Below are 26,289 nucleotides of genomic sequence, written 5' to 3'. Positions count from 1 at the left end.
GAAAAATTAGGAGAAAGCGTGAACGAAACGGCGCGGATCGTGGGCGGTAAAGGGAATATTTAGGAGAAAGCGTGAACGAAACGGCGTGGATCGTGAGCGGTAAAGGGAATATTTAGGAGGAAGTGTGAACGAAGCGGCGTGGATCGTGAGCGGTAAAGGGAATATTTAGGAGGAAGTGTGTAATCAGCGTTCGAGGTGAATGCAGTCCTGCTGTGATCTTCTCATATGGTCACAGAAAACTAAGCTAAATTAATGAAACTAAAAAGGTTGACATTACTCCCTGTTCGACTCCGCTATAATCTAAATTTGCGGCCCACCACAATTTAGACATGCGATTAGAAACAGAGACTAGTCAACCTTCTTTTGGAGCTAATATTCCTTAAACCTCAATAATAATCGGCAAGATCATTGGCTTTTTCTTTGTTTGATTGAATAAATATTGACCCACGGCTTTTTTAAGATGCTTTTTAATGATGCCCCATTCTTTTTTATCGGCTTCTTCCATGTTGTTAATGGTTCTTTTAATCAGTGCATTCACATCTTTTAAGAGCTCATCTGAATTTTTCACGAATACAAACCCACGCGAGATCGTGTCGGGACCAGATATGAGCTTCTTATCTGATTTACTCATCGTTAACACAATGACAAGCATCCCGTCTTCCGAAAGTTGTCTGCGGTCGCGAAGGACAATTTCACCAACATCCCCGACACCAATTCCATCAACATACGTATTACCAGTTGGGATGTTTCTTGTGTGCTTGGCGGTACCGTCTTTAATATCAACGACCTCACCGTTTTTTAAAATAAATGTATTCCCTTCTTCTACCCCAACTGCCTCTGCTAATAACCGGTGGTGATGGAGCATGCGATACTCTCCGTGAACCGGGATAAGGTATTTTGGTTTCATTAGAGTTAACATCAGTTTTAAATCTTCTTGATATCCGTGCCCTGAAACGTGCATGCCAGAGGAACTTCCAGGTCCGTAGATGACATTTGCCCCAAGCGCAAACAAATTATCGACAATTTTTGTTACTGCTTTTTCATTTCCAGGGATTGGACCTGCGGCTAAGATCACCGTATCACCAGGTAATAGTTCAACGCCGCGAAAATCACCAGTTGATAAGCGAGATAATGCGGCCATCTGCTCCCCCTGACTACCTGTACAAAGCATCGCAACTCTTTCTGGTGGTAATTCGTTAATTTGTTTAGGATCAATAATCATCCCGTCCGGAATATTTAAGTAGCCTCTTTCCATCGCAACTTCTACGACATTTACCATACTTCGTCCAAGCAGGGCAATTTTGCGATTTGTTTTGATTGCGGCATCGACCGTTTGTTGAAGTCGGCTTACATTGGATGCAAATGTCGATAGGATCACCTTACGTTCCGCTTTCATAAACGCTTCAAGAACATGTTCACCAACGATTTGCTCGGTAGGTGTTGCGCCAGGACGTTCAGCATTCGTGCTTTCTGATAATAAAAGTAGGACCCCTTCTTGACCGATTTCAGCCATTTTGTGAAGGTCTGAATGCTCGTTACTCGCCGGAGTTAAATCAAATTTAAAATCACCAGTATGTACGACATTCCCTTCTGGTGTACGGAAAAGAATCCCTAAACAATCTGGAATACTGTGCGTAACTCTAAAAAATTCTAAATTCATCTCTCCGAAGTTGAGTTTTGAATTCGAGTTGATTTCATGTAGTTCGGTTTCTCTAAGAATTTTATGTTCTTTTAATTTTAATTCAATGAGTCCAAGTGTAAAGCGAGAGCCATAGACGGGAACATTCAATTTTTTTAAGAAAAATGGAATCCCACCAATATGATCTTCATGTCCATGTGTAACAATTAACGCACGTACTTTCTCTTTATTTTCTTCCAAGTACGAAATATCTGGAATGATTAAGTCAATGCCTAATAAGCTTTCATCTGGGAACTTATTTCCGCAGTCAATGACTACGATGTCATCTGCATACTGAACGACATACATATTTTTGCCGATCTCATTCATACCACCTAACGCATAAATTGATAATGCAGTCTCAGCACTCAATTTGTATACCCCCTCAATCAATACATATTAATGGTAGTATACCCAGTTCAATGACGTTTATCATTTTTGTGAAAAATCAAAGTGTTGTTTAGTAGCATTTAAGGTAAAAAAAAGACACAGAGTCACTCTATGTCTTTTCAGTCACGATTTTCTTGTGAAAATTTTTAAACTAATTGTATTCAGCCTTAAGTCTTTATTCTATTATGCTATCCAGTAGAACATATCCTAACATAAGCCCGATCATGGCATGAATGTTGGCGTCCATTAACTGTATAATCTTAAATGAAAACGGCCAATAGGAGCTGATAGCCGTCATTGATATAATGGGTGTAAGCACCCATTCTCGTATGAAAACTCATGCGTTTCTCAAATTTATTTTGGGTTACTTTAATGAAATGCCTGCTTCTTTTCTAAAAATTACTTCATACAGCACTTTTTATATTTCTTTCCACTTCCACAAGGGCAAGGTGAGTTACGACCGATTTTCTTTAGGTTTTTAATATGGATGTCATTTGTTTTTTGTTGCAGTGACTCTACCGTATACGTAGGGAAAGGATTTACATTTTTCTCTTCTGGCGGCGTAATTTCATTGATCGTATGTCCTTTTAGTTCCCATAGGCGCGTTTGGTTCTTTACTTCTTTTAGTAGCTCAGACAATTGTTGCGACACTTTTTCAGAGAGCACTACCTTACTTTGTACATATTCAGTGATTAGTGTTAGTTGTACGTCTGTGTTGATCATGTAAACAATTTGCGCGGCTAATTGATCCCCGCTACCAGCTGTTAGGTCCGTTTGTTCTAGTAAAAGGTTGACCAAGTCGTTTAATGCTGAGCTTTTTTGTACAATTCCGGGCTTACCTGCTCTTAGTAATTGACCTTTTGTAAACTCAAAAAAGTCGAGATCTGAGTTTTTATTTTGCTTTTCGATTACTTTTTTCGGATCAATTACACGGTAGTCTTGGAGTCCGTAATCTGAGAGTTGAACTTGCCCATAATAATCGGCTGCTGATGATATGACATGTTTAAACTCAGCAGGATCGACGGTTTGACCAGTAAGGTCTTGGATTTTTCCGATAAGTAACTCCTCACTCATCACACCAAAATAATAAAGTAATCCATGCGTGAGACGAACCCATTCGGTGTTGCGTCGAATCGTTGTCTCAAGTTCTGCGCCGTTAAGGTTGTTAAATAGATCGATAAGTTCAGTTGGTAAAAATAAAACTTTTTCCTTGTTGTAAAGACCAGGGAAAACAAGACTTCTTTCTTTTAACCATTCAATTTTTTCTATTGAAAGGTCTGGGCTTAGTATCGATCCACTCTCGTTTGCAATCTGTTGCAGTAGATTATAACGCTCTTGATCTAACGGTAATAAAACTTCGTTAAACATTGAAGGAATTTCGTTAGCAAGAAGTGTCGCAAGCTCAGCTTTTTTCAATGAACTAGCATTTTTCACCTGAAGGTTTTTCCGAATGGGATCAAGCTCTGTTTTAGGTAAACTATTTAACGTATTCAGTAATGTTGACGGGAGTTCCGTCTGTTTCCAAAGTTTTTGTTCACGCTTTTGCTGCTGTGCGTTGTCAACTGTCTCTTTTGCTAGAATTGATGATAAATCTTCTTTTGTTAGAATATCCATACTTTCTATACAATCTCCTTACTCTCTGTGATACTTTGTTGTTTTTTATGTATGTCTATTAAGCTACGTTCTCTATTTTACCATAATGTCGATTTTTAACCAGTTGATCGAACATAAAGAGGTCGTTTCACCCCATTCAATCCATTTCAATAATAAGCGTGGAATGATTAAAAAAGCTTTAATTGGACGTAGTTTGCATCCTCAAAGTTACTTAAACGAACGCCAAATAACCAAAGAGGAATGTCGACTAAATGCTTGTCATACAAATCTTCGACGATTGTATACACCTGATCTGGTTCTGATGTCGAGTCGGCGAGCGTTTGGCTTTTGGAATGACTTGCACCGCCTCTCTCAGTCTTATAAACAACAGCAATCGTGCTAGCACGTAACTGTTTTTCCTTAAGTCTCTGACAAAGAAGTTCGATCATGGGACGGGCGCTTCCGAGTAGTTGATCCGCGTCAGATGTGGGTTGAGAAAATGTCTTTTCTTTACCGATCGTTTTATCGCCTTTTTCACGATCCGTATCGACCACATCAGAACCAATTCCTAATGCATTGTTACGGAGGACTTCTCCTCTTAAGCCAAGGATGAGCTTGATTTGCAGAGAATCGGTTTGGGCAAGATCCCCAATGGTATAAATGCCATATTTATTAAGCTTCTCTTCTGTCTTTTTTCCACAGCCATGAAGCTTGCTGAGCTTTTGCGGATGAAAATAACTACAAAATTGCATCCGTTCTAAGTGCACGTATCCGAATGGCTTTTTCACATCTGCCGCCATCTTAGCAGAACACTTCGTATCACTGATCCCGATACTGCAGCCTAAATGTAATTTCTCCCACAATGTTTGTTGGATATAAGTGGCAATCGTATGCGGTGAGGTGCCCTTGTCCACACGATCTGTCAAATCTACATATGCTTCATCGACCGAAGCCACTTCCGTCGGTCCGATTATTCTTAAAAACTCCATAATTTTGCTGGAGTAAGATGAGTACAACGGATGATTTCGTGGAACGACAATCGCTTCTGGGACTTTTTTTAGCGCTTCATATACTGACATCGTCGTATAGACCCCTTGATTTTTCGCTTCATAACTAGCTGCAATGACCATTCCTTTGTACCTGTTCGTTGGACTTCCACCAACAATAACCGGTTGATTTCGAAGAGCAGGGTCTTGTGCTTGGTGGCAACTCGCATAAAACGCATTCATATCAATTAAAGCAATGGTCCGGTTACCTGTAGGCATGTTTTCCCCTTCCTTTCATTCGAAATCTAGTGGACTCAGGTTATATTTTTAGCTCATGATATTGTCAGCTGGATATGTAAGAAGTCACTGGTCACACTTTCGCAAATATAATGGTGAATTCGGACAATAAAATAAAAAAATGGACAATAAATTAAAAATCCGGACAATAAAATAAAAAAATGGACAATAAAGAGGACAAATCGGACAATAAACGAGCCTGTCTCACCTCTGGAAATAGAGTAATGTGATCCGTTTGATACAAATACCTCTTTCTTTCAACGAATAAGTGCATTTTTCATTGTACAATTAGATGTTTCGTGAAATCCAGTTTATTTTAATAGTGAGAGGGCCCCCTTATGACAGACTTTGTAAATCTTGTAAAGATAGCTTACCAATAACTTCATATCCTAAGCCTCTTCCATAAGGTTTTATTATGACAGTACCCATGTTAGGAATTCTCCCTAGCCCAACGCTCTCGGGAAAGCTGTGACCGATAATCACTTTGTTTGTGCCACGTAAAGGTGGAAGTTCAAGAACAGACGTGACTGAACGCAATATCCGATCTTGTTCAATAGGATGTAAAATTTCAGCTAAACGATAAACTTCAGCCCATAAAGGAATGATCGCTATACTTTCCTCTTCAAACGCCAGAGTTGCAGTTTCTGTCGTTCGACAAAATGGACTTGCTATAACTGGGTATTCAATTGGGATGTCTAGATTACGAAGGGTTTCCCCATAAACAATCGCTTGCTGTTTCCCAATATAGGAGAGATTTCTCTGAGTAGTGCAATCATAAAAATTTAAATAAGGTTGGTCCACTCCAACCGTAGCTTCAGCATGTCTCACGTAAAAAATAAACCCACCATCAAGTAGTAGATTTAAAAAATCGTTTCCGCGATCACTCACAACCATTTTAGATAGTGGTGAATTAGAGGTCAACCAATGAGTTGCGTTGAGAGTTGTTTGCGCGTTTTCTTTTATGTTCATTTGTGGTCTTAGATCCGGCACTTTAGTTCCACCAATTGTGACATCAGCCATTTTCATCGTTCTCCTTTCTGAAGTATTGCGTCGGTCTATTGTATGCGCAATTCCCTTTGAAAGTCCTTGTTTGTCGCTTTTTGTAACATAATGATAGCATGCTGATAGCAGAAGCTATCATTATGCTATCGTTCCTCTACCCGTGCATTTGTCATGCCGGAAATATGCTCTAATTTCTTTAGAGAATTAAATCACTACAATTCTTTTAGCTATAATTTATCATGATTCAGAGATGTTTGTATGGAAACAAATTCAGACAAAAAATTGACAAAATTAAGAGATTAATGTTTTAATAGTCGTAATTCACAAAATAATCTGTCTAAAAGGTGCCATAATCTGGTTAAAAGGGAATCTGGTGAAAATCTAGAGCTGCCCCCGCAACTGTTAGTGTAGACGAAATGACATATTCCACTGCATTAGTGTGGTAGAAGCCGCCGATGTGGGAAGGGTCAAAGTAGGTGGAAGCACAAGTCAGGAAACCTGCCTTTTGGAGCAATACCACATTTCTTCGGGGATGGAGAATTTGGATACGCAGCAAAAATTCGGTTATTTGCTTGTTTGTCAGTTGATAACCCTTTTATTCGTGTTGTCCAAGTTCAACTCTCCTGCTTAAGGGGAGTTTTTATTTTTTTATATACAAATAAGGAGGGTTGTAATCTAATTATCTTATTTTCTAATGGTTTAGGAGGATCTATATGAAAACAAAAAATAGATGGTTAATGGCTCTTTCAGCCATTGCGATACACCTTTCGATTGGGGCGGCTTATGCTTATAGCGTCTATAAAAGGCCGCTGACGGAAACGGTCGGTTGGTCAGAAACGAACGTTACATTAGCTTTTACGATTATGATGGCACTTGCTGGGATGTCTGCCGCCCTATTTGGCAATTTTGTAGAAAGAAATGGCCCTAGAAAATCGGCCATTGTTGCGGCTATTTTATTTGGTATCGGTCAAGCGGGTTCAGGTGTTGCCGTTGCTCTTGACTCTTCAATTTTGTTCCTACTTACATACGGATTATTAAGTGGTTTAGGTTTAGGAATAGGTTATATTTCACCTGTTTCTACACTCGTTAAATGGTTCCCCGATCGTCGCGGATTAGCGACGGGTATGGCCGTTCTTGGATTTGGTACGGGTGCTTTAGCAACAGCTCCTGTTGCAGCTATATTAATAGAGTCGATCACAATCACGAACACATTTTATATTTTAGGAGCTACCTATTTCCTATTAATGATGTTAGGTGCCTCCTACATTGAACCACCAAAGTCTGGTTGGATGCCTCAAAGTATGGTTAAGGCAATATCGACTGGTGAAAAAACGATAAAGAAAGATCTACGCCAACTAACAGCCAAACAAGCAGTAAAAACGAAACATTTTTGGATGTTATGGTCAATGATGCTTATTAACGTTAGTGCTGGTATTATGATGATTTCCGTTGCCTCACCGATGGCACAAGATGTCGTAGGATTATCGGCAGCCGCTGCAGCAACAATGGTTGGAATTATGGGGATCTTCAATGGTGGCGGTCGACTGGGTTGGGCGGCAGCGTCAGATTATCTAGGCCGTCATAATGTATTTATCATCTTTTTTATCATTCAAATTATTGCTTTTGCTACGTTGCCATTTACAACAAGTGCTTTACTATTCCAGGCGCTCATCTTATTAGTGGTCAGCTGTTACGGTGGCGGTTTCTCGAACCTCCCTGCCTTTATCGGTGACTTGTTTGGAACAAAACAGCTCGGGGCCATCCACGGCTATCTACTAACGACATGGTCTCTTGGAGGGATCCTAGGCCCGTTACTAGTGTCCAATATTCGAGCGACAACTGGAAGTTATATTCCTGTCTTTTACGTTTTTCTTGGGATGATCATGTTAGCTTTTGTTATTTCGCTTTTCCTGCGTCATGATATTATGAAGTTACGAAAAGGAGAACGCGAACAACAAGAACAGAGTGTAGGTTAATCATTAGTGAGCTGGCTCAAATGGCACTGCGATTTGGACCAGCTTTTTCTATATATTAGGTCATTTTATGCATCTATCCTTTGTTTGTGTTCGTTATAGTATCTTTTCTAAGATAAGATTTACGGGTAAAGAGGTGAAACCTCTCTTCTTCAGTTGGTTTATATTTATCTAAAATCGACTAGACTGAAAGCAGAGGTGATCGCTAGATGAAGGTCCTTATATTAATTGTTAGTATCGTGCTGCCTATTGTTATGATAATTCTTCAAAAAAAGTGGACAAAAATTCGTATACTGTTTCATTCGCTAGCTTTGCTTGCTGCATTGACGTTTGGAAATATAGCCTCTTTTGCAATCTATACGGTCCTAAGAGATAATACTGTTTTTATGACGAACATACATGCACTGTTTCTTAACCCGCTATTCTTATTAACCGGATCTTACTTGGGACTTTATTTCGTTTATGTCATTATGAGGAGTATTCAAGAGGAAAAGACTCAATCCTGATGAGCTTACTTGTTCTGATATTCACTACAGTTTGATAATATGTTTTCTCAATTGAATAGTACTTTCGTGTGCAGTTGTCAATCTCTTTTGATGACTGTTTCTTTTATGATACCCCCTTTTTTTACTGCATCTTTATCGCTCACTTGAATTCTCATTTACTAATAAAAACGTTGATTTCTTCGTTTCCACTGTCCATTTTTCAAATTTCACTAAGCGTTTTTTGAATTTTCACTGGTCAACCCTGAATTTTTAAAGTGTGACCGTATTGTAGTAATCTTTTAAATTAAAGGTACCGGCGGAATAGTTGAGAACGCGCGTTTTCTATTGGAGAATGTTTGTGGTAGAAAGCCAATTAACAGTTGATGAAGTGATTGAATGTTATGCCCCGATCGTGAAAAAACAATTAAAACAGCTCCAAATTCATAAAGATTATGATGATTATTACCAACTAGGAATGATCGCGTTATGGGAAGCGTACAAACGTTTTGATCCGGAAAAAGGCAATTTTGCTACGTTTGCTATTCATACCGTCCGCGGGCGATTACTGACCGAATTATCGAAAGAAAAAACGTATGCTGCTAGACATCATGTGACAGATGAAAGTTTTCATTATATCGTTGATGAACGGAATGCATCTATGCTCGAGGTTGAGATTATCGAATGTTACATGGAGACTGTTTCAGAACGGCAACAGACGTGGATCAAAGAGACGATTTTAGAAGGGAAGACGACATCTGAGATCGCAAAAGATTACAATGTCAGCGTCCATACAGTAAGAAGCTGGAAGAAAGCGGCGATCAAAAAATTGAAAATGAAGATTGTGTAATTTATGTATGGGATACCGTTTAATGTATCTTACGTTTATAATTTAGGAAATAATGAAAGCCCTCACTTTACGGAGATTGAACAAAGTGAAGGCTTTTGTTTTGATTACTGCTCTATGGTCAAGAGAAGTTGTCGCAGTTCATTGGTCTGTTCTGGCGAAGTCATGTAGGTTTCCAGTTCACCAAAGATGTAGGTGAGTGTGCTTTCCTCCCTCTCTTCTCCAAGCCAGACATGAATCGGATGACTCGGGTACCCTTTTTTATAGTTTACAATGAGATTAAAATCAGGGAGCGTTTCTTTGACGTTAACATTAGAAGTTTTTTGTATGGCTGACCGAATCGTTTTTTCAACGATCTTTATCGATTGTTGGTCTTCTAACGTTGCGAGGTCATCACCATTAATGACACCCGTTTCTATCGTTTTGGATATCTCGATTGTCCCTATTTTTTGATCTAGTAAATCCATTGTTTCTACCTGGGGTGAACGACAGCCAGCCAACAGGATGAGACTAACTAATAAAATTAAAGTACAGTAGATTTTCATTCTCATAGTGTACTCCTTAATCCCCACTCACTGGAAGGATTATATCGACAACTGCTCCGCCGTTTTCTTTATTGTACATATTTAACTGGCCCATATGGATCGTTTCAATGATTCGCTTACACACCATGATCCCTAGACCGTTGCCGTTTTCTTTTGTTGTTACAAAGGGATGGCCCAATTTATGAAGTATTTGCTCAGGAAAACCAGGTCCATTATCTTCTAAACGAATTAGAATATTTTGTGAGTCATAGGGTCTAACAGTCAATTCAATTTGTCCGTTCTGATCTAGCGCTTCTACACTATTTTTAAATAGATTAATAATCACTTGCTTTAATTGGTTCCTGTCACAATGTATCCGTGGGATCTCTTTAAAGTTCTGTCTATACTCTATATTTTTTTGGATGGCTAGACTAGATAATAAAACATCGATTTCTACAAATAATTTTCTGATGTCATACCGTTCTTTTGAGAGTACAGTTGGCCTGGATAGTACTAAAAATTCATTAGCAATTTCATTAATGCGCTCAATTTCTTTAAGCATCACAGGTGTATACGAGTCTTTGTACAGATCTTGTTGCATTAGCTGTATAAATCCTTTTAATGTAGTCAAAGGATTTTTTATTTCATGCGCGACCCCTGCTGCTAATTGGCCAACAAGTGATAGTTTTTCTGCATTTTGGATATAGGATTCTGTTTTTTTGTACTCTGTAATATCATGAATCTGGATTAAACAACCTTCTAGAAAAGTAAAATAATCAACTAAACAAATGATATTTTTATGGTTTTGAATGATTATCTCGTAATCTTGTATCGCTTTACCCTCTTTAAATTGATTGTAAAGGTCATTTAAGGGCTCAATTTCCTGGATGTAGCGACACTCTTTTTGCACTCTTGATAGTAATGAATTAGCTTTCGGATTAACTTTGACCACTTTTCCTTTTTTGTCAATGACAATATACCCGATATTAGATTGCTCTAACATCATTTGATTCATTTTATCTAAATAACGATTTTCTTCACGTAAATCTAGTTCTCTTTGAATGGAATCAACAACCGTTTCAAGTGTCGTCAGGATCATCGGATGGCCAAAATCTAAAAACGTCATAACCGAAACCGTCCCTATCAATCTACCATTAACATATAATGGCACACTATAACATGCCGCGCTATGAAGAAAATGGTGGTAATGATCGGCCCCTAACAGTTGAATGGGTTTCTGAAGTTCGATTGCCGCAAGCACTGAGCTTACGCCCGCTTTTCTTTCTGTAAATTGGATCCCTTTTTGCAGGCCAGCTTGTTCAACGATTGTAGCACTTAAACTTTCGTCACCCATATATTCGATAAACGTGCCTTTGTCATCTGTGACAGTCACTAATAATGGGATTCCTTTTGTTTTTTCTAGAAATTTATTAATAAATTCCTTTATGACGGCTAATGTATCTGCATATTGCTGGTGTACTGCCGTCAATTCCTCTGTTGATACTTTATCAAATGAAGGAATTTCATTCGGGTTAAGGCCATATTCAAGACAACGAGCTTTCACCTCAGCAAGATAATCTTTTACCATGTTTTATTTCCGTCCTTTTAAAGTTTGAATTATATTTAGATGCTAACGCTAATAGTATTTGTTATTTTAACTCAATACAGTGCTTTATCTATATCAAGTTATCTTGAACACTTAGTAATTGAATGTTATTTAAGACTTAATCATATCACGATAATAAATAAATTGTAATTATATGTATCTATTTTACTATATTTAGATATTCTTACCTGTTCGCACATTGGTCTATTTTTTAACAGCAAAAGTCATAGGGATGCAGGGGGGTGTTGGCGAGATAGATCCATTGAGGTTGAAATGCGGGATCCTTCCAATGCCAAGCACCCAAAGCAGCGGCAACGGAATCAATCGTATGACTTTCATCCTCGATATAGTTTGGTAACCCGAGGATCCCTTGCTTATAAAACCACCCTCTTAAATTGCGGCGCTCCTCTATATTCTGTTTATAGGTTAAAATCCGTTCTATTTCTATTTGTGGAAGTCTCGAGCCAATAACAGCTCCTGGATGAACCTCTACCATTGAGATGTGATTCGTCGTCCTCAGCCTTTCTATTTCACGACTAAGCTTAATGCCGCGCAGCGAAAGATACACCATTCGATTGAAGGTCGGTGCCATAATTGAACCAGATTTCATGCCTAAAGAAATGATAAACTGTCTGAGCAGTCGATCACTTTCTCGATCACCGCCCCCATCTTGATAAGATAAAGGCGCATCTATACCAACCACGATTTCATCGCGTTCACTTTGTGCGATCACTTCATTTAAAATCATAAGGTCACTTACGTTTCTAACCAGTTTACAAAACTTTAATTGAGTCCCTTCCGTTTCAAACACTGTCATCACAGTATTTTTATGGTTGCTAGGACCGGATAAATCAATGCCAATGACAATCATAATATTCTCCTCTTTTATTTATGCTGTATATATTAATGGTATATATTGATTTTAGGCTTATTGAGTTTCTCTCTCAAGTAATATAGTTGTAAATTTAAACTTATGAGGATAATAGAATGTAACGGTTTACGGTTTCTCTTGTTATTTTCTTATGGTTGGATTAACTCATGTTATTGGTTGCTTGATTTTCCTAGAGATTCCCTCTACCGCATGCCATTCACGACTTTTCGTTTACGCATCCTCCTAATTTTTCCCTTTACTGCTCACGATTTGCACGGTTTCGTTCACGATTTCTCCTAATTTTCCCCTTTACCGCTCACGATTCGCACCGTTTTGTTCATGTATTCTCCTAATTTTTCTCTTTACCGCTCACGATTCGCACCGTTTCGTTCACGATTTCTCCTAATTATTCCCTTTACTGCTCACGATTTGCACGGTTTCGTTCACGATTTCTCCTAATTTTTCCCTTTACTGCTCGCGATTCGCACCGTTTCGTTCATGTATTCTCCTAAATATTCCCTCTACCGCTCACAATTCATGCTGTTCCGCTCACGCATCCTCCTAATTTTTCCCTTTACCGCTCACGATTTGCACGGTTTCGTTCACGATTTGTCCTAATTTTTCCCTTTTCTGCTCGCGATTCGCACCGTTTCGTTCATGTATTCTCCTAATTTTTCCCTTTGCCGCTCACGATTCGCGCCGTTTCGTTCACGTATTTCCTAAATTTCCCCTCCCTCTCCCGCACATCAATCAGGGCTATTGGTTACTCAGTTCTCCTAGATTTTTCCTCAAGCGCAAACCATTCGGGGCTTTTAGTTACACCCATTCTCTCAATAGTCCTTAACAGTTCCCTAAATTCGCAAAAAACTCAATAGACAAAGTCCCGTTTTCCTCTAAAATGAATAGCTTAAATCGATGACATTTATAGGAGGAGAAAAATGGAACATACTGGTCATATGCAACAACCACGCCACCTTGCATGGCATGAAACGTTGGAGATCCATGAATTAGTCGCTTTTCAATCCGTCGGTCTTATGAAGTTAAAAAAAGCAATTGGTGAAGTAACCGATCCAGATTTAAGAAAACTTTATTCTGAGACGATTGACGGAATCAGTACGAATCTTCGTGAGCTTTTGGAGTTCTACCCATTAGCCCCAACCCCTAAGCGAAATGCTGAAGAGCGTCAGGATTTACTACCGTTCTATGCTGGGGATCTGCTTGCATTAGCAAAGACTTCTGTTCGAAATTATTCCATAGCTATTACCGAAACCGCAACACCGGCTGTACGCAAAGTATTAAGACAGCACTTGATGAAGGCAATCGATACACACGCCAAAGCTTTTAATTATATGTACCGCCGTAGTCTATATCCTTCATATGACTTCAGAAAAATACTTGAAAATGATGTAGAGCTGGCAAACAAGGCTTTATCTCTTTAAAAACTTGAGGGAAGTATCAAACGATGGCCACTTCGATTTGATACTCCCCTTTTTGCAGTACTAACGATTATCTTCATAGCATAAGAAGGAGTGAGATAGATGGATCTAAATACATTTATTAGGCAAAGTTTGCACGTAAACGGAATGCCTGTTCAAGAAGCAGACCTTCCGTATATTCAACACGTCTATCGTACGATCCTGCAAGCTCAGGAGCCGTTACAAATTCAACTGGACTTGAATGAAGAAGTGCCGATGACTATTGTGGATCCGGAGCTGATCCGTCATGACTGATCTATATTCCCTAACCGCCACGGAACTTGGACCCTTACTCGAGTCCAAACAAATTTCCCCTACCGAACTGACTCACTCAATACTTGAGAGGATCAAAACTATTGATCAAAGCGTCAATGCTTACATTACGACACTTCCGGAACAAGCTCTTCAACAAGCGGCTCATGCTGAGAAAGAAATCATGAATGGCTTATACAAAGGGCCTCTTCACGGGATTCCTATTGGTATTAAGGACAATTACTATACGAAAGGGATTCGTACGACCGCAGGCTCAAAGATTTTGTCTGATTTTATCCCGGACGAAACCGCCACAGCTGTTGAAAAATTGATGGCAGTTGGTGGAGTAATGTTAGGGAAACTGAATATGCATGAGTTTGGTGGCGGCATAACCAATACGAACCCTGTCTATGGAAATGCCAGAAACCCTTGGAACGTTAATTATAGTCCTGGTGGTTCAAGTGGCGGAAGTGGTGCTGCACTAGCAGCGGGATTAGCGACGCTTGCTACAGGTACGGATACATTTGGATCCATTCGTGTGCCCGCTTCGATGTGTGGCGTGTACGGCTTAAAGCCTACTTATGGTTTAGTGAGTACAAAAGGCGTTGCCCCGTTAGCTTGGTCACTAGATCACGCTGGTCCAATGGCACGTTCCGTTTCTGATTTAGCCTTAATGTTAAATGTGATGGCGGGCTATGATCCAAAAGATCCTGGCAGTATTAAAACACGGATCCCCGATTACACAGAAAATCTAAATAAAGGAATCGATGGATTGAAAATCGGAGTACCTTCCTATTACATGCAAGGGTTGGACCGTGATGTGGAGATCTTGTTTAAGAAGGCAACTAAAACCTTAGAAACGATGGGTGCGACGGTTATGGACATTGATATACCAGAACTATCGATGTCTACTTTTGCCGGTTATGTTATTACAATCGGTGAGGCATCTACGTATCACTATGAATGGTTACAAACACGATCTGAAGAGTATGCTGATGATGTACGTATATTCTTCAAAACAGGAGTGATGACGAATTCCCCGCATTACGTTAGATCACAGCAAGTTCGTCGAGTTTTAACAGAAGCCCTAAAGAAAACGTTTGAAGACGTTGACGTATTAATTGGACCCACCATTCCAATCACTACCCCGGCTTTCCAGAAAAATTGGGTTGAGCAAAACTTAGAAGTAACGAGAGGTGGTGTGCCGTTTACTTCTCCACCGAACTTAACGGGTGCCCCGAGTTTGTCAGTACCGATCGGGTTGTGTTCGGAAGGGCTTCCGGTTGGAATGCAATTGATCGGAAATCATTTTACTGAAAAACGATTATTACAAGTGGGAAGTGAATGGGAAAAAGTAAACCCTCTAAATATAACTATTAATTCGTAAAGGCAGCACGGTGCGACCGTTTTCAACTTAAAAACCGCCCATCTATGCTTTGAGCGGCATGAATGGGCGGTTTAATTATTTTACTTTGAATTGCTAAACAAATTCTAGTCACTTGGAAAGGGAAATTGTAGTATAGATCTCTTCTAGTGAAAATTTTCTAAACTAGTAAACAAAAAACACCTGGCACCTGTTGATTTCAGGTACCAGGTACCAGTGGACAGGTACCTGGTACCGATTATTACTATTTTAATTTATGGGTATATCAATGGTCTCGTTGTATCGTTTCATGTAGTGCATTCCTTCTATGATTAGAAATTCAGGTTTGTCTATGGTGTCAAACAACAAGGTTCGTTGTTTTAGAAGCGTTCCATCATCTAGTTTGAATTCGGTTTGGTTGACGATCGTCCGTAATTCTGTATCTTGATCCCCTGCTTTTATAGAGACACCGTCCAGCATTACGTCGCCTTCAGTTGCAATCGTCATTTCTACTCCGGTTGAAGTAGTTGACATGTCAATGATCCATAATGATTTCCCGTCATGAAGAGGAATTGGATCTTTGTCGATCGTTCCAAGGTTAACTGTTTGTTCCAGCTTTTCATAGCCGACAAACTCTCGCATAACGAGTTCAAGTGACTGTAATGGCTGCGGTAAGGCGTCAAAGCGGATATCAAAATTAAAGCCTCTTATAGTCGATGTACTTCCGCCCCCTAGTTGTTGTAAAACTTCACCATTAGCGACTAAATCAACACCTCCTAACGCATAGTTGACGCGATCATAATTGTCAACTTGTAACTTTCCATCAATCACCGTCATTGTCGGTGTTGCTGTAATCGAATGAAAGGTAACTCTTCCTTGGTCGACGTTAACGGACTTTCGAATCGACTGTTTAAACTCAGTTTGCATCGCTTGATTTGGATTGTACGGGAAAAAAGGGTGTCTTCGATGAATTGTCCATTTTGCCATTGGTTAGAAAAGTGCAAGGTTAATTCTTTTGTAAAAGGACTAACGGGTTCAAATGACAACATTCCTTTGATTTCATTCTCCTCTTCATTGAGTAAAGATTGACCTCCAACGGCATGGGAGTTGGTTAAAAAGCCAGTCATTCGGTAAAACCGGAAATGATCTTCATAAGAAAGACCGTTCGGATTGGTTAATGTATAATACAGGATCAGCTGATTGGCATCGGTCATAACTCCGTCCACTGTGAACACCGTTCCGTCTGCTAATTGCTTGTGCTTATCTATGATTTGGCCCATCTCATCTTCATTTAGTTCTTTTAATGTACCTGTGATGACTTCATCAAAACCAAACAATTTCTTCCCGTAATAAGCAAATCCATTGTAATGATAGCCAACAATGACCATGAAAAGTAAGGCGACAGCTGCAGCACCGATAAACGGTGTTTTGCGTTTCGTTCTTTTAACTGGCGTTCGGTTCTCTAGTGCCCCTCTTAATCTCGCTTCTAATTCAGCTGGTGCTGTCATGTGGTCCAACCGTTCTTTTTCTTCTTTTAAATGCTTTTCGATATTACTCATCCATCTCACCCCCATAGTGCTCTCTTAGTTTTTTTAGTCCTTGAAAAACTCTCGATTTCACCGTTCCAACTGACACATTCGTCATCTCTGCTATCGTTTGATAGTCGAGGTCGTGAAAATATTTTAATTGAATCGCCTCTCGCTGATGGTCATTTAAATGAAGCAACAGTTGTTGAATGTCGATTTGCCGTTCTGTCCGAACATACGGGTTCACATTTAGCGCATGCCCCGTTTCACTTTCAATCGGCGTATTCCATTCTTCAATGAGTACGATTTTTTTTTGCTTACGGAGCAGTGTTTTACAGCAGTTCACTAAGATCGTTTTGCTCCAACTATAGAACGCGTCTTCTTTTTTTAGTTGATCGATTTTTTCATAAAGTGCTACGATCATTTCTTCCATCGCACCCATGGCGTCGTGTGAGTTCCCCATGTAGGTGAGAGCTAGCTTGTAGTACAGGTCTTTTTCAGCCATAATTAATTGGAGCAATGCTTCTTTGTTTCCTTTTTTCGCTTTTTTTACTAATCGAATGACTTTCATGCCTTCACCTCTCTCCCTCTCCCCTATAAGAGTCCTCAGCTTTGAAGAAAGTTCATTTTTTTATATAAAATTTTTTTAATAGATTCTTCGGTAATTGGGACTACGTTCTGGGCCGACGCTATTGTTGTTAAAATGATTTTTTTGAGCTGTTTTTTCCTAATAATGGATATATAGGGTGCGAAAAATGTGTTTGTGGCCCGTATTTTCCCAAAAATGGAGAAAGTGGGCATGGATTTGAGATTTATGACCTCATTTTACCTTATACTGGATAAACCGGGCATGAAAATGAGTTATATCGTCGGAATTTTCCTGAAACTGGATAAATCGAATGAGAATATCGTTTAAATATACAAGCATTATACGCTGTGTAGATCGAGCAGAAAAAAGACTGTGTCTAAGTTTAATTCTTAAACACAGCCTTATGCTTATTTTGTTCTTCCAATCTTCCTATCCCTGCGTTTTCTCGTTCATTTTCTCATACATCTCATTAATCTCAGGAACATTCATCCACCAGATGTCGCCTGCCCCAGGTTCATCTGAAGGTGCTCCAGGTAAGTGGTGCAATACAGACGTCACGACAAAAATAACGACGGCAAAGCCTAATAAGTTCACGAATTTTTTCATCATTACATCCCCTAGAATGGTAGTGTGAAGAACGTTCCACTAAAGAACACCCACGCTGCAAGTAACGTTAAGATAATATTGAATAGCTGTCCGACGATGTATAGAATGATAGGTTTTCCACCTCGAACCCCTTTAGCTAGTTCTTTAAAGTTGGACTCTAACCCAATGCTGACAAACGCTAGTGTAAAAAATAAGCCACGATAGCCATCGATGGTTGGTAAGGCTGCTTCAACCGTTTGATCCGGCAATAGGAATGAGAAAATCAGTGAGGCACCGATAAATCCTAAAATAAACTTTGGCATGCGCACCCAAATTTCTTTTCCTGAAACTTTCTTCTTGCTAGTCGTTCCTTTGTTTTCAACTCGTGATACGAAGAAAATGGCAATCGCCACCGCAACAAATCCAATTAAAATGTTTTGTACCATCTTAATGACCGAAGCGACTTCCATAGCTTCATCGCCTAGTAAAGAACCGGCGGCAACTACTGCCCCTGTTGCATCAATCGTACCACCAAGCCAAGCTCCTCCTACAATCGGGTCGATTCCGAACAATCGAACAAGTGCAGGCATACCTAACATCATTAAGATTGTAAAAATCAATGTGATCGAAATTGCCAGTGTAATCTCTTCTTTCTTCGCCTTTGCTGCAGTTCCCGATGCAATTGCTGCAGATACACCACAAACTGCTGTTGCTGATGAAATGGTTATAGCTAATTCTTTTTGGTCGTTCATCTTTAAGTAACGCTGTGAGAACCAGTACATGACAATAATGACAATCGGGGTGACAACCCAAGCGACTCCTACGCCTAACATACCAAGAGCTAACATACGATCAAATAAAATTGAAGCTCCTAGTAAAACTAACCCTGCTTTAATATACAGTTCGGTATGCAGAACGCTTTTTAAAAACGCCGGTGTTTTTAAAACGTTACTTATAAATAACCCGATCGCTAACGCCCAGATGACATCGTTGAACCCGTAATGACGCCAAGGTCCATACTGTCCAAGTACGTAAGCAAGTAAAGTTAATGCAAAAAGAACTGGAAATGCCACTAGAAACTGATTACTAATTTCCTTTTTTAAAAATCGAATCGCTACGTAAAAAATGAATAACGTTATAATTCCGGTAATGACAACAGGTATGACACCATCACTCGGTATCGTGTTTAAAATCCCTTGTTGATCCCCTGAGCCCCATCGAGCGGGTAATGTAGGTTTAGGTATAAAATTGATAAGAACTAAAAATATAACGCCAAAACCTAACCAAACGGCCCACCAATCTTCAGTGTTCCAACTTCTTTTCTTTTCTTCATTTGAAGGTACGTTTCCTTCTTGTTGTTTATCTTTTAAATTCGGTAACATTCGATGATCCCCCTACAATATAATGTTGTCATTCACTCTAACAGGAAGAAGGACCTCTGGTTTTCCAGTCAGTACTTTTATATCCGAGTAATCTTATACGTTTTATAATATTACTATACTTTGATATGTGTCAATACTTTTTTTGGAATTTCATTTTATTTTTTCCATTCTCGTTCGATTGATTACAAGTTTGATAGACTTTCATCTTCGTATTTATACGGAAATTGAACATAAGCCAATGATGACCATGGCAAAAAAACTAGGAAATCCGATGATCTCCTAGCCTTCTGTTTCTTTAATTTGTATTCTCGATTTTTCCGTATTCGGTTGCATTAGAGGGGAAATTTAGGGGAATCAGCTAACGAAAGAGGCCAATTGGTGAGCGTTAGAGGGAAAAATTAGGAGATCTCGTTAACGAAAGAGGCCGATTGGTGAGCGCTAGAGGGAAAAACTAGGAGATTCGGTTAACGAAAGAAGCCGATTGGTGAGCGCTAGAGGGAAAAACTAGGAGATTCGGTTAACGAAAGAGGCCGTTTGGCTTGCACTAGAGGGAAAGACTGAATTTTTCGTGCGCCGGTTCAATATATAAAAAAACTTATAATGAGGAGGATTTCGTAAACAAGCACGAACCTTGAAACAGGATATTTAAAAATCCACATCATGTAGTCTTCAGATACAAACAACATCCCTTGTAACGCCACAATTACTAAATAGATCGCGATGGTTAAGATAACGATTAGTATGATAGCTAATGTGTATATAAAACGAAAGATTTCAATATTTCAACTCAATTCTCCTGCATCCCCTCTAATCTAGTTTGTAACTTTAATGTGTACGATTACATTTCATCAGAAAATTCAACAAGACAAATGCAACCTACCTTTTTCACGATATTGTTCCTGATTTCACCTTGCGTTACTTTTTCTACAGTGGGCTTTGATGGCTTGTATGCCAATACATAAAATAGAAATTTTTCACAAACACTATCTGAAACAAATATACTGGAGGATCTGATTTGACCTTCTCACGTATCCAAATAACATTTGTATTACTTCTTTTTATTGGCATTTCCAATCACGTGTTAATCATTCCGCATTTATTAAGTGTCGCAAAGCGTGATGCTTGGATTTGTGTCTTAATCAGTTATATTATTCTTCTTTTATGGGGTAAAATCCTTTCATCTATATTCAAAAAGAATCCTGAGAGAGCCCCTTTGGGAGACTGGTTACATCTGAGAGTCGGTAAAGGGGTTTCGAATATTATTCTCTTGTTATTTTTCTTATATATTATAATCATTGGCTTTATTTCTTTTTATGATTTAGTCGTATCCGTGAAAATTTATTTTCTGCCATTGACGCCTACAGGATATCTCGTTATCCCTTTTCTCTTTTTATGTATATGGGCCGCTACGACATCTCTTAAAACCATTGTCTATACATCAGCATTAATTTTACCGATTGTATGGGCTCTTGGGCATTTCGTGGCAATTACGACAATGGATAAAAAAGATTATTCTTTTTTATTCCCTCTATTTGATACGGATCATGTTTCTATCGTTCATGGTGTACTTATTGTTCTAGGGGGAAGTGTTGATTTATTGATTCTTTTTTTACTGCAGCAATACTTTAATAAACCGGTCTCCTTTTTATTTATATTTATCTTAATTACCTTATTAACAGGACTGGTACTTGGACCAACGATAGGTTCGATTGTGGCATTTGGTCCTAATATTGCAGCTGATTTACGGTTTCCTGCTTTTGAACAGTGGCGTTTAGTTGAATTAGGTGAACATATATCACACGTTGATGCATTAGCCGTCTTTCAGTTACTATGTGGTGCTGTGATTCGAATATCACTCTGCTTTTATTTGGTTGGCAATATTTTTAAGCTTCGCACGGTTAAGAGAAAACGGTTATATATCATCTCGACTGCTGTTGTTTATTCTTTAGTCATGTTTTTTCATGTTAGTGATATTTGGATGCAAACCATTTTAAGAAATTATTTCTATCCTTTCGTCGTTTTATTTGGTATAGGGATTACTTTAACACTTTTAACTGTAGGTTATTTCACAAAAAGAAAGGGTCCCCAAAGTTATGAGAGACAACGAACAACAGATGAAAATTACTAAAATTAATGAAATGTTAAGCAAGGGAGAATTAGTTAAAGAAGACTTAAAATCTTTTTTTGAAAGTTCAGCAGATATTTCATTTTTACCTATTGAAAAACAACCGGATGTAACCGCCTTTATTTGTGAAGGTATGGTGGATATGACTCAGCTTAATGACTATTTTAATAAAATAGCAGCTTATATAGTGGAAGGTCTTGAGGAAGATAAGAAAGATTTACCACCGATTAAATTAGTTGATAATATGGAGGAAATCGTTGATAAAGTCTTCTCAGGATTTTTAATTTTTTACATTAATCAAGATTCACATGTTTATGCAGTTGATATTTCTAAGGTCCCATCAAGGTCACCTGAGGAATCAAAAACTGAAATTTCTTTAAAGGGGCCTCGAGATGGTTTTACAGAGGAACTGCATATAAATATCTCTCTTATTCGAAAGAGAGTTAAGTCAGAAACGTTACATAATGAACAATTCGAAATAGGTAGTTTGAGTAAAACAAAAGTATCCTTGCTTTATCTTAGCAACAAAATAAATACTCAAATCTTAGAGGAAATTAGAAAACGATTAGAAACGTTGGAAACAGAAAGTTTATTGAGTTCGGGTCAGTTAGAACAATGGATTTCAGACCGTACGTTTTCTATTTTTCCTCTTTTCGACTATATTACACGTGCAGATTATGCTATTGAATGCTTGTTACGTGGTCGTTTCGTTGTGATTGTAGATGGTTCACCTTCTGTTTTAATCGGTCCTATCAACTTGTTTGCTATGTTGAAATCACCGGAGGATGTTCATTTCCCATATTCGATCGTAGCTTTACAAAGGCTAATTCGATTTATCGGGTTAGCGATATCTATATTTGCTCCAGGTTTTTATATTGCAATTACGACTGTAAATTTAGATCAGCTTCCATTTTCTCTTCTTGCCACTATTGTTATATCACGTGAAGGTCTACCATTTTCATTACCGTTAGAAGCTTTTTTTATCCTCTTATTATTTGAAATTCTTAGGGAAGCTGTCATTCGAATGCCTTCAGCTGTAGGACAAACGATATCTATTGTTGGTGGGCTCATTATCGGTGATGCTGCCATTCGAGCTGGATTAACTTCACCAACCTTACTCGTTGTAATCGCTATATCCGCTGTAGCAACCTATACTCTGGTCAATCAATCACTAACAGGGACTGTTACCATTTTACGTATATACTCAATGATCATTTCCCTCTTTTTAGGTGTATATGGATTTGTCCTTACTTTTTTAAGTATTATTATTTATTTAGCACAATTAGAATCGTTTCGCCTATCTTATCTTGAACCCATTTCCTCTCTACGTTTTAGGGACTACTTAAATGCTTTTTTGACGAATCCATTTAAAAGAAAAGATTTTACGTCGCCTACCATTCAGATGAGAAAAAGGAGAGAATGAAATTGAAAGTAGGATCTAGAATTGTTTACAGTCTCCTTATTGGATTACTCATTTTATCTGGATGTACTACGGATATGAAAGAAATTCAAAATCTTAACTATGCAACCGCCATCGGTGTAGACTTTAAAGAAGGCGAGTACCATTTATTTATTCAATTAATTAACTTAGCATCTGTTGCTAGTACAGAAGGTCAGGAAAGTCCGCCGTTAACTTATGTTTCTGACGTTACAGGACCTACTTTTATTGAAGCTTTCTTTAGAGTTTATGAGTCAGGCCAAAATCGGTTTATTTGGTCTCATATGACAACAATTCTCCTGAGTGAGTCGGCTCTAGAAGAAGGAATTGAAAATATTTTTGATGGATTAACAAGGTATTATGAATTTCGATTAACACCATGGGTATTTGCAACAAAAGAGCCACTAGATGAGATGTTAACAACTCTCGGCTTTTTCGAGCGCACTTCACTAGAAACGGTTTTACACAATCCACAAAGACTTTTCGAGCAAAGTTCTTTGGTAAGACCCATTAAGGTCAACCAATTTGGAAGAGAAATCTTCGAACCCGCTCGGACGACTTATATTCCCTCATTATCTATTAACAAGGATCACTGGCAACAAGGGCAAGAAGATGAGCCGAAACTTGCATTAAATGGGGCCTACTTTATTCAAAATTTAAATTATAAGGGATTTTTCAATTTAGACCAATTAAAAGGACTTCGCTGGGTGGCTCCTGAAACAATGCGCGCATCCCTACTTGTTCCTAGTAAGGAAAAAGCAGAATTTCTTGTTGTAATGGATCATATAGACACTGATATTATTTTGAAAGAACATCAAGATACGTATAAATTTCAAGTTGTCATGAATGGTGAAGGAAGTATAGGCAATGAGTTAGCAGGATTGACTAAATTAAGGGAAATGGAACAGGAAACAAACGAAAGTATCGCCAAGCAAATTCAGGAGTTATATCAGTTAGGTGTTGAGGAAAATATCGATTTTCTAAATTTAGAGCATTTGATTTATAAAGAAAGAAAAGAAGACTGGAGCCAATTTAAGAATGATGATTTTTTACACGAGCAACTATTAGACGATATAGTAGTTGATGTTACGTTGCTACATTCAGGAGCTTTCAAAAACAAACAAGTTCAGGTGGATGAGTAATTTTCGTGATTGGCGTAATAAGAGCGAACTTTCATTTCGGTAAAAACTTAATAGATCGTGGTTTGTGTGTCACCAATAAAGGCCTTGGGGCCCACTTCCTCTTTTAAAACTATTTCACAATTTACGAATTAGTCGACTAGAGAAGGACAGGCAGAAATAAGGTGCGATAGACTTTTAGGGGACTGAGAAGCCCTTATTTCCTCTAAATCTAACATTTTGGTAATGTTAGATGACTGAGAGGCCGTTATTTGTCACTTTCACTGTGTGAAAGATGGTTATTTCAGAGAATAAGGTCCTCTCAGTCCGGTAAACTCTAGAAATCACTGGTATTGTCACAAATAAGGGCTTCTGAGTCCGCTTCAGTAACGCAATGTTCAAAAGGTTTGAAATAACTATTTTGATTTGTTGTTACTTTTAAAAAACAATGCTTTTAATATGGTTTTTATAATAGACTCAGTCTCTGCGTGTGTTCGGATGTTCTCTAAAAAAGGGAAATCCGTTGGTGTCACGGATAGTTTCGCTAGTGGCTTTACATTTTGTTCACATACCCACTCATCGCTAATTCCAGCTGGCTTAAACTTATCTTTAGGCAAAATATAAAGAGTACCAGATGTCCAAACGTCCTCGACGTCTTCATTATTAATAGAAAAATAATAGTAACGTCTGATGCCTTTCTTTGTTGGAACCGTCAAGCAAAGATTTCTTAGTGAACGTTTATAGTTTGCATAGTCTTTTCGATTTTTAACAGCAAAAAATAAGGACCATACGCCATCGCTTGCGGCAAACACAGCTTTTATTGGCTTCCCATTAAATAGCGTACTATCTTTTGGTTCGAAGCTATCAATCACGGGGTTATTAGAACCATGCACTAATACATTTTTATTCTCAATGAGATAATTTAAAAATTGATAGATTGGGTAGTCACTACGATAAGGAATATACTTACCTTCAGCTGCTAATATGGAATTTTCAAAAATGTTATCAAACTCTTTCTTTGCTTGCTCGGGCAACTCTAATTCTTCTACTTTTAATAATTGGAGTAGATCTAATAGATATCGTTTAAGACGGTTTTGTATTGTACAGGCTCTCATACACCCTCCTAATAGCATAGAAATTAGCGCTATATGCATATTTAACCATATTGGAAATTGAATGTGTAAAGGATAAATTTAATATCAGTTAAAAAAAACCCAACAGTTAGTTTCTACTCTAACTTTTGGGGGCGGTACGTTGATAGCCTTTTTTAAGTCTTTTATTTTAGGTTTTCAATAGTAACGGGAACTCAATTGAAACTTTCTTCGTGTGTTGGTGATCAGATTAATCTATACTCTACTCCTCCACCAATTCTTTAAAAACTTCATACAAATCATCACGGAACTTTTTCAGTTTGATTTGTGTCTCCTTGGGCGGGATGACTTTTAGTTTTTCGGATAGCTTAGGTAAATACATGCGGCGGTTGATCTCTAGTTGGATCCACGGGATGTTACCTTTGTTCCCGTGATATTTCGTAATATAACCGCCAGCAAATGGTTGATTGAGTGTGACGATTGGCATACCTTCGGCTTCGGCTTTGTAGTCACTGAATTTATCTTCTAGCAAGCGCTTCAGTTTTTCCATCATTTCAACGGGTGCTGTGATCGGCTCGCCTTTTGAGTGGCCGGTTTCAGACCCGCGGTTACCGAGACAAAACAAAGGGCGCTTTTCCCAATTTTCTCCTATAGCGACGGGACCGACATCAAGCATCGTATGACAATCGATTCCTAACACAACGTTCGGGTTGTTGGCTGCTGCCTCAAGCTGTTGATGGTAATTAGAATAGTAATCATCCATCAAAACCTGAATTTCGGCTTGTGTTAAACCACCGTCTTCTGTATCCCACACCGGCTTTTGGACGACAGACAACGTTTTGACGACGCCATCGGGATTTTGCGGAGGCAGATCATTTTGGTGACGATTCATATCGACAACAATACGCGCGATGGGTGTGTCGACAAACTCTTCGACCATTCCATTGAAGTCATAAATCTCATGAGACCATGTGTCACAATCAAGTAAAACTTCCTCCGGTGTGAGCAAGCATTTCTTGATTAAATTCGTTGGGATCATCAGTCCCCCGTGGGGAACTGATATCACGATAGGTAACTTCTTTTTTATCTCGCTCAT

General features: G+C 38.7%; 23 protein-coding genes and 1 riboswitch. Of the genes, 9 read left to right on the top strand and 14 right to left on the bottom strand.

Annotated features, from left to right (window positions below):
• Positions 1-379: 379 nt before the first annotated feature.
• The 4 genes from AC2VNP_RS21615 to AC2VNP_RS21600 all read right to left on the bottom strand — a co-directional run bounded on the left by AC2VNP_RS21615 (position 380) and on the right by AC2VNP_RS21600 (position 5,964).
• Positions 380-2,008: a ribonuclease J gene (locus AC2VNP_RS21615; protein WP_486919426.1), complete on the bottom strand. Its 1,629-nt coding sequence runs from the start codon at positions 2,006-2,008 to the stop codon at positions 380-382.
• Positions 2,009-2,467: 459 nt separating this feature from the next.
• The gene (locus tag AC2VNP_RS21610; protein ID WP_486919422.1) at positions 2,468-3,682 is read right to left on the bottom strand and encodes a YecA family protein; all 1,215 of its coding nucleotides are present in this window, start codon (positions 3,680-3,682) and stop codon (positions 2,468-2,470) included.
• A 167-nt stretch (positions 3,683-3,849) separates the two neighbouring features.
• Positions 3,850-4,926, bottom strand: a complete 1,077-nt coding sequence (locus AC2VNP_RS21605; RefSeq protein ID WP_486919421.1) for a Y-family DNA polymerase — start codon at positions 4,924-4,926, stop codon at positions 3,850-3,852.
• A 354-nt stretch (positions 4,927-5,280) separates the two neighbouring features.
• A complete protein-coding gene (locus AC2VNP_RS21600) occupies positions 5,281-5,964 on the bottom strand; it encodes a histidine phosphatase family protein (protein WP_486919419.1) in 684 nt (227 codons plus the stop codon).
• A gap of 307 nt (positions 5,965-6,271) precedes the next feature.
• Positions 6,272-6,466, top strand: a riboswitch (cobalamin riboswitch).
• Between the two features lie 193 nt (positions 6,467-6,659).
• Here AC2VNP_RS21600 and AC2VNP_RS21595 point away from each other — a divergent pair.
• From AC2VNP_RS21595 to AC2VNP_RS21585, 3 genes are all read left to right on the top strand, one after another.
• Complete coding sequence (locus AC2VNP_RS21595) at positions 6,660-7,922, top strand: L-lactate MFS transporter (RefSeq protein ID WP_486919417.1); 1,263 nt, start codon at positions 6,660-6,662, stop codon at positions 7,920-7,922.
• 206 nt (positions 7,923-8,128) lie between these two features.
• Positions 8,129-8,425 carry a transposase gene (locus tag AC2VNP_RS21590; RefSeq protein ID WP_486919415.1) on the top strand — a complete coding sequence of 99 codons (297 nt, stop codon included), beginning with the start codon at positions 8,129-8,131 and terminating at the stop codon, positions 8,423-8,425.
• Between the two features lie 337 nt (positions 8,426-8,762).
• Entirely contained in the window at positions 8,763-9,251 is a 489-nt protein-coding gene (locus AC2VNP_RS21585) for a sigma-70 family RNA polymerase sigma factor (RefSeq protein WP_486919413.1), read from the top strand.
• Between the two features lie 104 nt (positions 9,252-9,355).
• On the opposite strand, the gene AC2VNP_RS21580 is transcribed toward AC2VNP_RS21585, so the two are convergent.
• From AC2VNP_RS21580 to AC2VNP_RS21570, 3 genes are all read right to left on the bottom strand, one after another.
• Positions 9,356-9,799 (bottom strand): YhfM domain-containing protein, encoded by a 444-nt coding sequence (locus AC2VNP_RS21580; protein ID WP_486919411.1) that lies wholly within the window; start codon positions 9,797-9,799, stop codon positions 9,356-9,358.
• A gap of 10 nt (positions 9,800-9,809) precedes the next feature.
• Positions 9,810-11,360 (bottom strand): ATP-binding protein, encoded by a 1,551-nt coding sequence (locus tag AC2VNP_RS21575; protein WP_486919409.1) that lies wholly within the window; start codon positions 11,358-11,360, stop codon positions 9,810-9,812.
• Positions 11,361-11,589: 229 nt separating this feature from the next.
• Entirely contained in the window at positions 11,590-12,249 is a 660-nt protein-coding gene (locus AC2VNP_RS21570) for a DUF429 domain-containing protein (RefSeq protein ID WP_486919408.1), read from the bottom strand.
• Positions 12,250-13,187: 938 nt separating this feature from the next.
• Between AC2VNP_RS21570 and AC2VNP_RS21565 the strand changes: the two genes are divergently transcribed.
• From AC2VNP_RS21565 to AC2VNP_RS21555, 3 genes are all read left to right on the top strand, one after another.
• Complete coding sequence (locus AC2VNP_RS21565; protein ID WP_486919406.1) at positions 13,188-13,688, top strand: spore coat protein; 501 nt, start codon at positions 13,188-13,190, stop codon at positions 13,686-13,688.
• A gap of 99 nt (positions 13,689-13,787) precedes the next feature.
• Positions 13,788-13,979, top strand: coding sequence for a hypothetical protein (locus AC2VNP_RS21560; RefSeq protein ID WP_486919405.1), 192 nt, complete (start codon positions 13,788-13,790; stop codon positions 13,977-13,979).
• A complete protein-coding gene (locus tag AC2VNP_RS21555) occupies positions 13,972-15,363 on the top strand; it encodes an amidase (RefSeq protein WP_486919403.1) in 1,392 nt (463 codons plus the stop codon). The genes AC2VNP_RS21560 and AC2VNP_RS21555 overlap by 8 nt, the downstream gene beginning before the upstream one ends.
• A gap of 246 nt (positions 15,364-15,609) precedes the next feature.
• Here AC2VNP_RS21555 and AC2VNP_RS21550 read toward each other — a convergent pair whose 3' ends face one another.
• The 5 genes from AC2VNP_RS21550 to AC2VNP_RS21530 all read right to left on the bottom strand — a co-directional run bounded on the left by AC2VNP_RS21550 (position 15,610) and on the right by AC2VNP_RS21530 (position 19,421).
• Entirely contained in the window at positions 15,610-16,176 is a 567-nt protein-coding gene (locus tag AC2VNP_RS21550; protein WP_486919402.1) for a hypothetical protein, read from the bottom strand.
• A complete protein-coding gene (locus AC2VNP_RS21545) occupies positions 16,173-16,898 on the bottom strand; it encodes a DUF4179 domain-containing protein (RefSeq protein ID WP_486919401.1) in 726 nt (241 codons plus the stop codon). Before AC2VNP_RS21545 ends, AC2VNP_RS21550 begins: the two co-directional genes overlap by 4 nt.
• Positions 16,891-17,436, bottom strand: coding sequence for a sigma-70 family RNA polymerase sigma factor (locus AC2VNP_RS21540; RefSeq protein ID WP_486919400.1), 546 nt, complete (start codon positions 17,434-17,436; stop codon positions 16,891-16,893). The genes AC2VNP_RS21545 and AC2VNP_RS21540 overlap by 8 nt, the downstream gene beginning before the upstream one ends.
• 447 nt (positions 17,437-17,883) lie before the next feature.
• Complete coding sequence (locus AC2VNP_RS21535) at positions 17,884-18,063, bottom strand: hypothetical protein (RefSeq protein ID WP_486919399.1); 180 nt, start codon at positions 18,061-18,063, stop codon at positions 17,884-17,886.
• A gap of 8 nt (positions 18,064-18,071) precedes the next feature.
• Positions 18,072-19,421 (bottom strand): YeiH family protein, encoded by a 1,350-nt coding sequence (locus tag AC2VNP_RS21530; RefSeq protein WP_486919398.1) that lies wholly within the window; start codon positions 19,419-19,421, stop codon positions 18,072-18,074.
• A gap of 1,015 nt (positions 19,422-20,436) precedes the next feature.
• On the opposite strand from AC2VNP_RS21530, the gene AC2VNP_RS21525 reads away from it, so the two are divergent.
• Genes AC2VNP_RS21525 through AC2VNP_RS21515 form a run of 3 tightly spaced genes read left to right on the top strand, consistent with a single transcriptional unit; the run spans position 20,437 to position 24,126 of the window.
• On the top strand, positions 20,437-21,549 hold the full coding sequence (locus AC2VNP_RS21525; RefSeq protein WP_486919396.1) for a GerAB/ArcD/ProY family transporter: 1,113 nt from the start codon (positions 20,437-20,439) through the stop codon (positions 21,547-21,549).
• Positions 21,515-22,969, top strand: a complete 1,455-nt coding sequence (locus tag AC2VNP_RS21520; RefSeq protein ID WP_486919395.1) for a spore germination protein — start codon at positions 21,515-21,517, stop codon at positions 22,967-22,969. Before AC2VNP_RS21525 ends, AC2VNP_RS21520 begins: the two co-directional genes overlap by 35 nt.
• A gap of 2 nt (positions 22,970-22,971) precedes the next feature.
• Positions 22,972-24,126: a Ger(x)C family spore germination protein gene (locus AC2VNP_RS21515; protein WP_486919394.1), complete on the top strand. Its 1,155-nt coding sequence runs from the start codon at positions 22,972-22,974 to the stop codon at positions 24,124-24,126.
• 392 nt (positions 24,127-24,518) lie between these two features.
• On the opposite strand, the gene AC2VNP_RS21510 is transcribed toward AC2VNP_RS21515, so the two are convergent.
• Together AC2VNP_RS21510 and AC2VNP_RS21505 are read right to left on the bottom strand one after the other, a co-directional pair.
• Positions 24,519-25,217 carry a hypothetical protein gene (locus tag AC2VNP_RS21510; RefSeq protein WP_486919392.1) on the bottom strand — a complete coding sequence of 233 codons (699 nt, stop codon included), beginning with the start codon at positions 25,215-25,217 and terminating at the stop codon, positions 24,519-24,521.
• A 238-nt stretch (positions 25,218-25,455) separates the two neighbouring features.
• On the bottom strand, positions 25,456-26,289 hold the full coding sequence (locus tag AC2VNP_RS21505; RefSeq protein WP_486919391.1) for an N-formylglutamate amidohydrolase: 834 nt from the start codon (positions 26,287-26,289) through the stop codon (positions 25,456-25,458).

The sequence above is a fragment of the Alkalihalobacterium sp. TH-98 genome, from assembly GCF_057473385.1.
The sequence above is the reverse complement of the archived record's forward strand: the minus strand, read 5'-3'. Positions and strand labels throughout refer to the sequence as shown.

Excerpts from the sequence above, each read along its gene's own strand:
- AC2VNP_RS21615 (WP_486919426.1), bottom strand. The coding sequence starts at position 2,008 with ATGAATGAGATCGGCAAAAATATGTATGTCGTTCAGTATGCAGATGAC.
- AC2VNP_RS21610 (WP_486919422.1), bottom strand. The coding sequence starts at position 3,682 with ATGGATATTCTAACAAAAGAAGATTTATCATCAATTCTAGCAAAAGAG.
- AC2VNP_RS21605 (WP_486919421.1), bottom strand. The coding sequence starts at position 4,926 with ATGCCTACAGGTAACCGGACCATTGCTTTAATTGATATGAATGCGTTT.
- AC2VNP_RS21600 (WP_486919419.1), bottom strand. The coding sequence starts at position 5,964 with ATGGCTGATGTCACAATTGGTGGAACTAAAGTGCCGGATCTAAGACCA.
- AC2VNP_RS21595 (WP_486919417.1), top strand. The coding sequence starts at position 6,660 with ATGAAAACAAAAAATAGATGGTTAATGGCTCTTTCAGCCATTGCGATA.
- AC2VNP_RS21590 (WP_486919415.1), top strand. The coding sequence starts at position 8,129 with ATGAAGGTCCTTATATTAATTGTTAGTATCGTGCTGCCTATTGTTATG.
- AC2VNP_RS21580 (WP_486919411.1), bottom strand. The coding sequence starts at position 9,799 with ATGAGAATGAAAATCTACTGTACTTTAATTTTATTAGTTAGTCTCATC.
- AC2VNP_RS21575 (WP_486919409.1), bottom strand. The coding sequence starts at position 11,360 with ATGGTAAAAGATTATCTTGCTGAGGTGAAAGCTCGTTGTCTTGAATAT.
- AC2VNP_RS21570 (WP_486919408.1), bottom strand. The coding sequence starts at position 12,249 with ATGATTGTCATTGGCATTGATTTATCCGGTCCTAGCAACCATAAAAAT.
- AC2VNP_RS21565 (WP_486919406.1), top strand. The coding sequence starts at position 13,188 with ATGGAACATACTGGTCATATGCAACAACCACGCCACCTTGCATGGCAT.
- AC2VNP_RS21560 (WP_486919405.1), top strand. The coding sequence starts at position 13,788 with ATGGATCTAAATACATTTATTAGGCAAAGTTTGCACGTAAACGGAATG.
- AC2VNP_RS21555 (WP_486919403.1), top strand. The coding sequence starts at position 13,972 with ATGACTGATCTATATTCCCTAACCGCCACGGAACTTGGACCCTTACTC.
- AC2VNP_RS21550 (WP_486919402.1), bottom strand. The coding sequence starts at position 16,176 with ATGACGGTGATTGATGGAAAGTTACAAGTTGACAATTATGATCGCGTC.
- AC2VNP_RS21545 (WP_486919401.1), bottom strand. The coding sequence starts at position 16,898 with ATGAGTAATATCGAAAAGCATTTAAAAGAAGAAAAAGAACGGTTGGAC.
- AC2VNP_RS21540 (WP_486919400.1), bottom strand. The coding sequence starts at position 17,436 with ATGAAAGTCATTCGATTAGTAAAAAAAGCGAAAAAAGGAAACAAAGAA.
- AC2VNP_RS21535 (WP_486919399.1), bottom strand. The coding sequence starts at position 18,063 with ATGATGAAAAAATTCGTGAACTTATTAGGCTTTGCCGTCGTTATTTTT.
- AC2VNP_RS21530 (WP_486919398.1), bottom strand. The coding sequence starts at position 19,421 with ATGTTACCGAATTTAAAAGATAAACAACAAGAAGGAAACGTACCTTCA.
- AC2VNP_RS21520 (WP_486919395.1), top strand. The coding sequence starts at position 21,515 with ATGAGAGACAACGAACAACAGATGAAAATTACTAAAATTAATGAAATG.
- AC2VNP_RS21510 (WP_486919392.1), bottom strand. The coding sequence starts at position 25,217 with ATGAGAGCCTGTACAATACAAAACCGTCTTAAACGATATCTATTAGAT.
- AC2VNP_RS21505 (WP_486919391.1), bottom strand. The coding sequence starts at position 26,289 with ATGAGCGAGATAAAAAAGAAGTTACCTATCGTGATATCAGTTCCCCAC.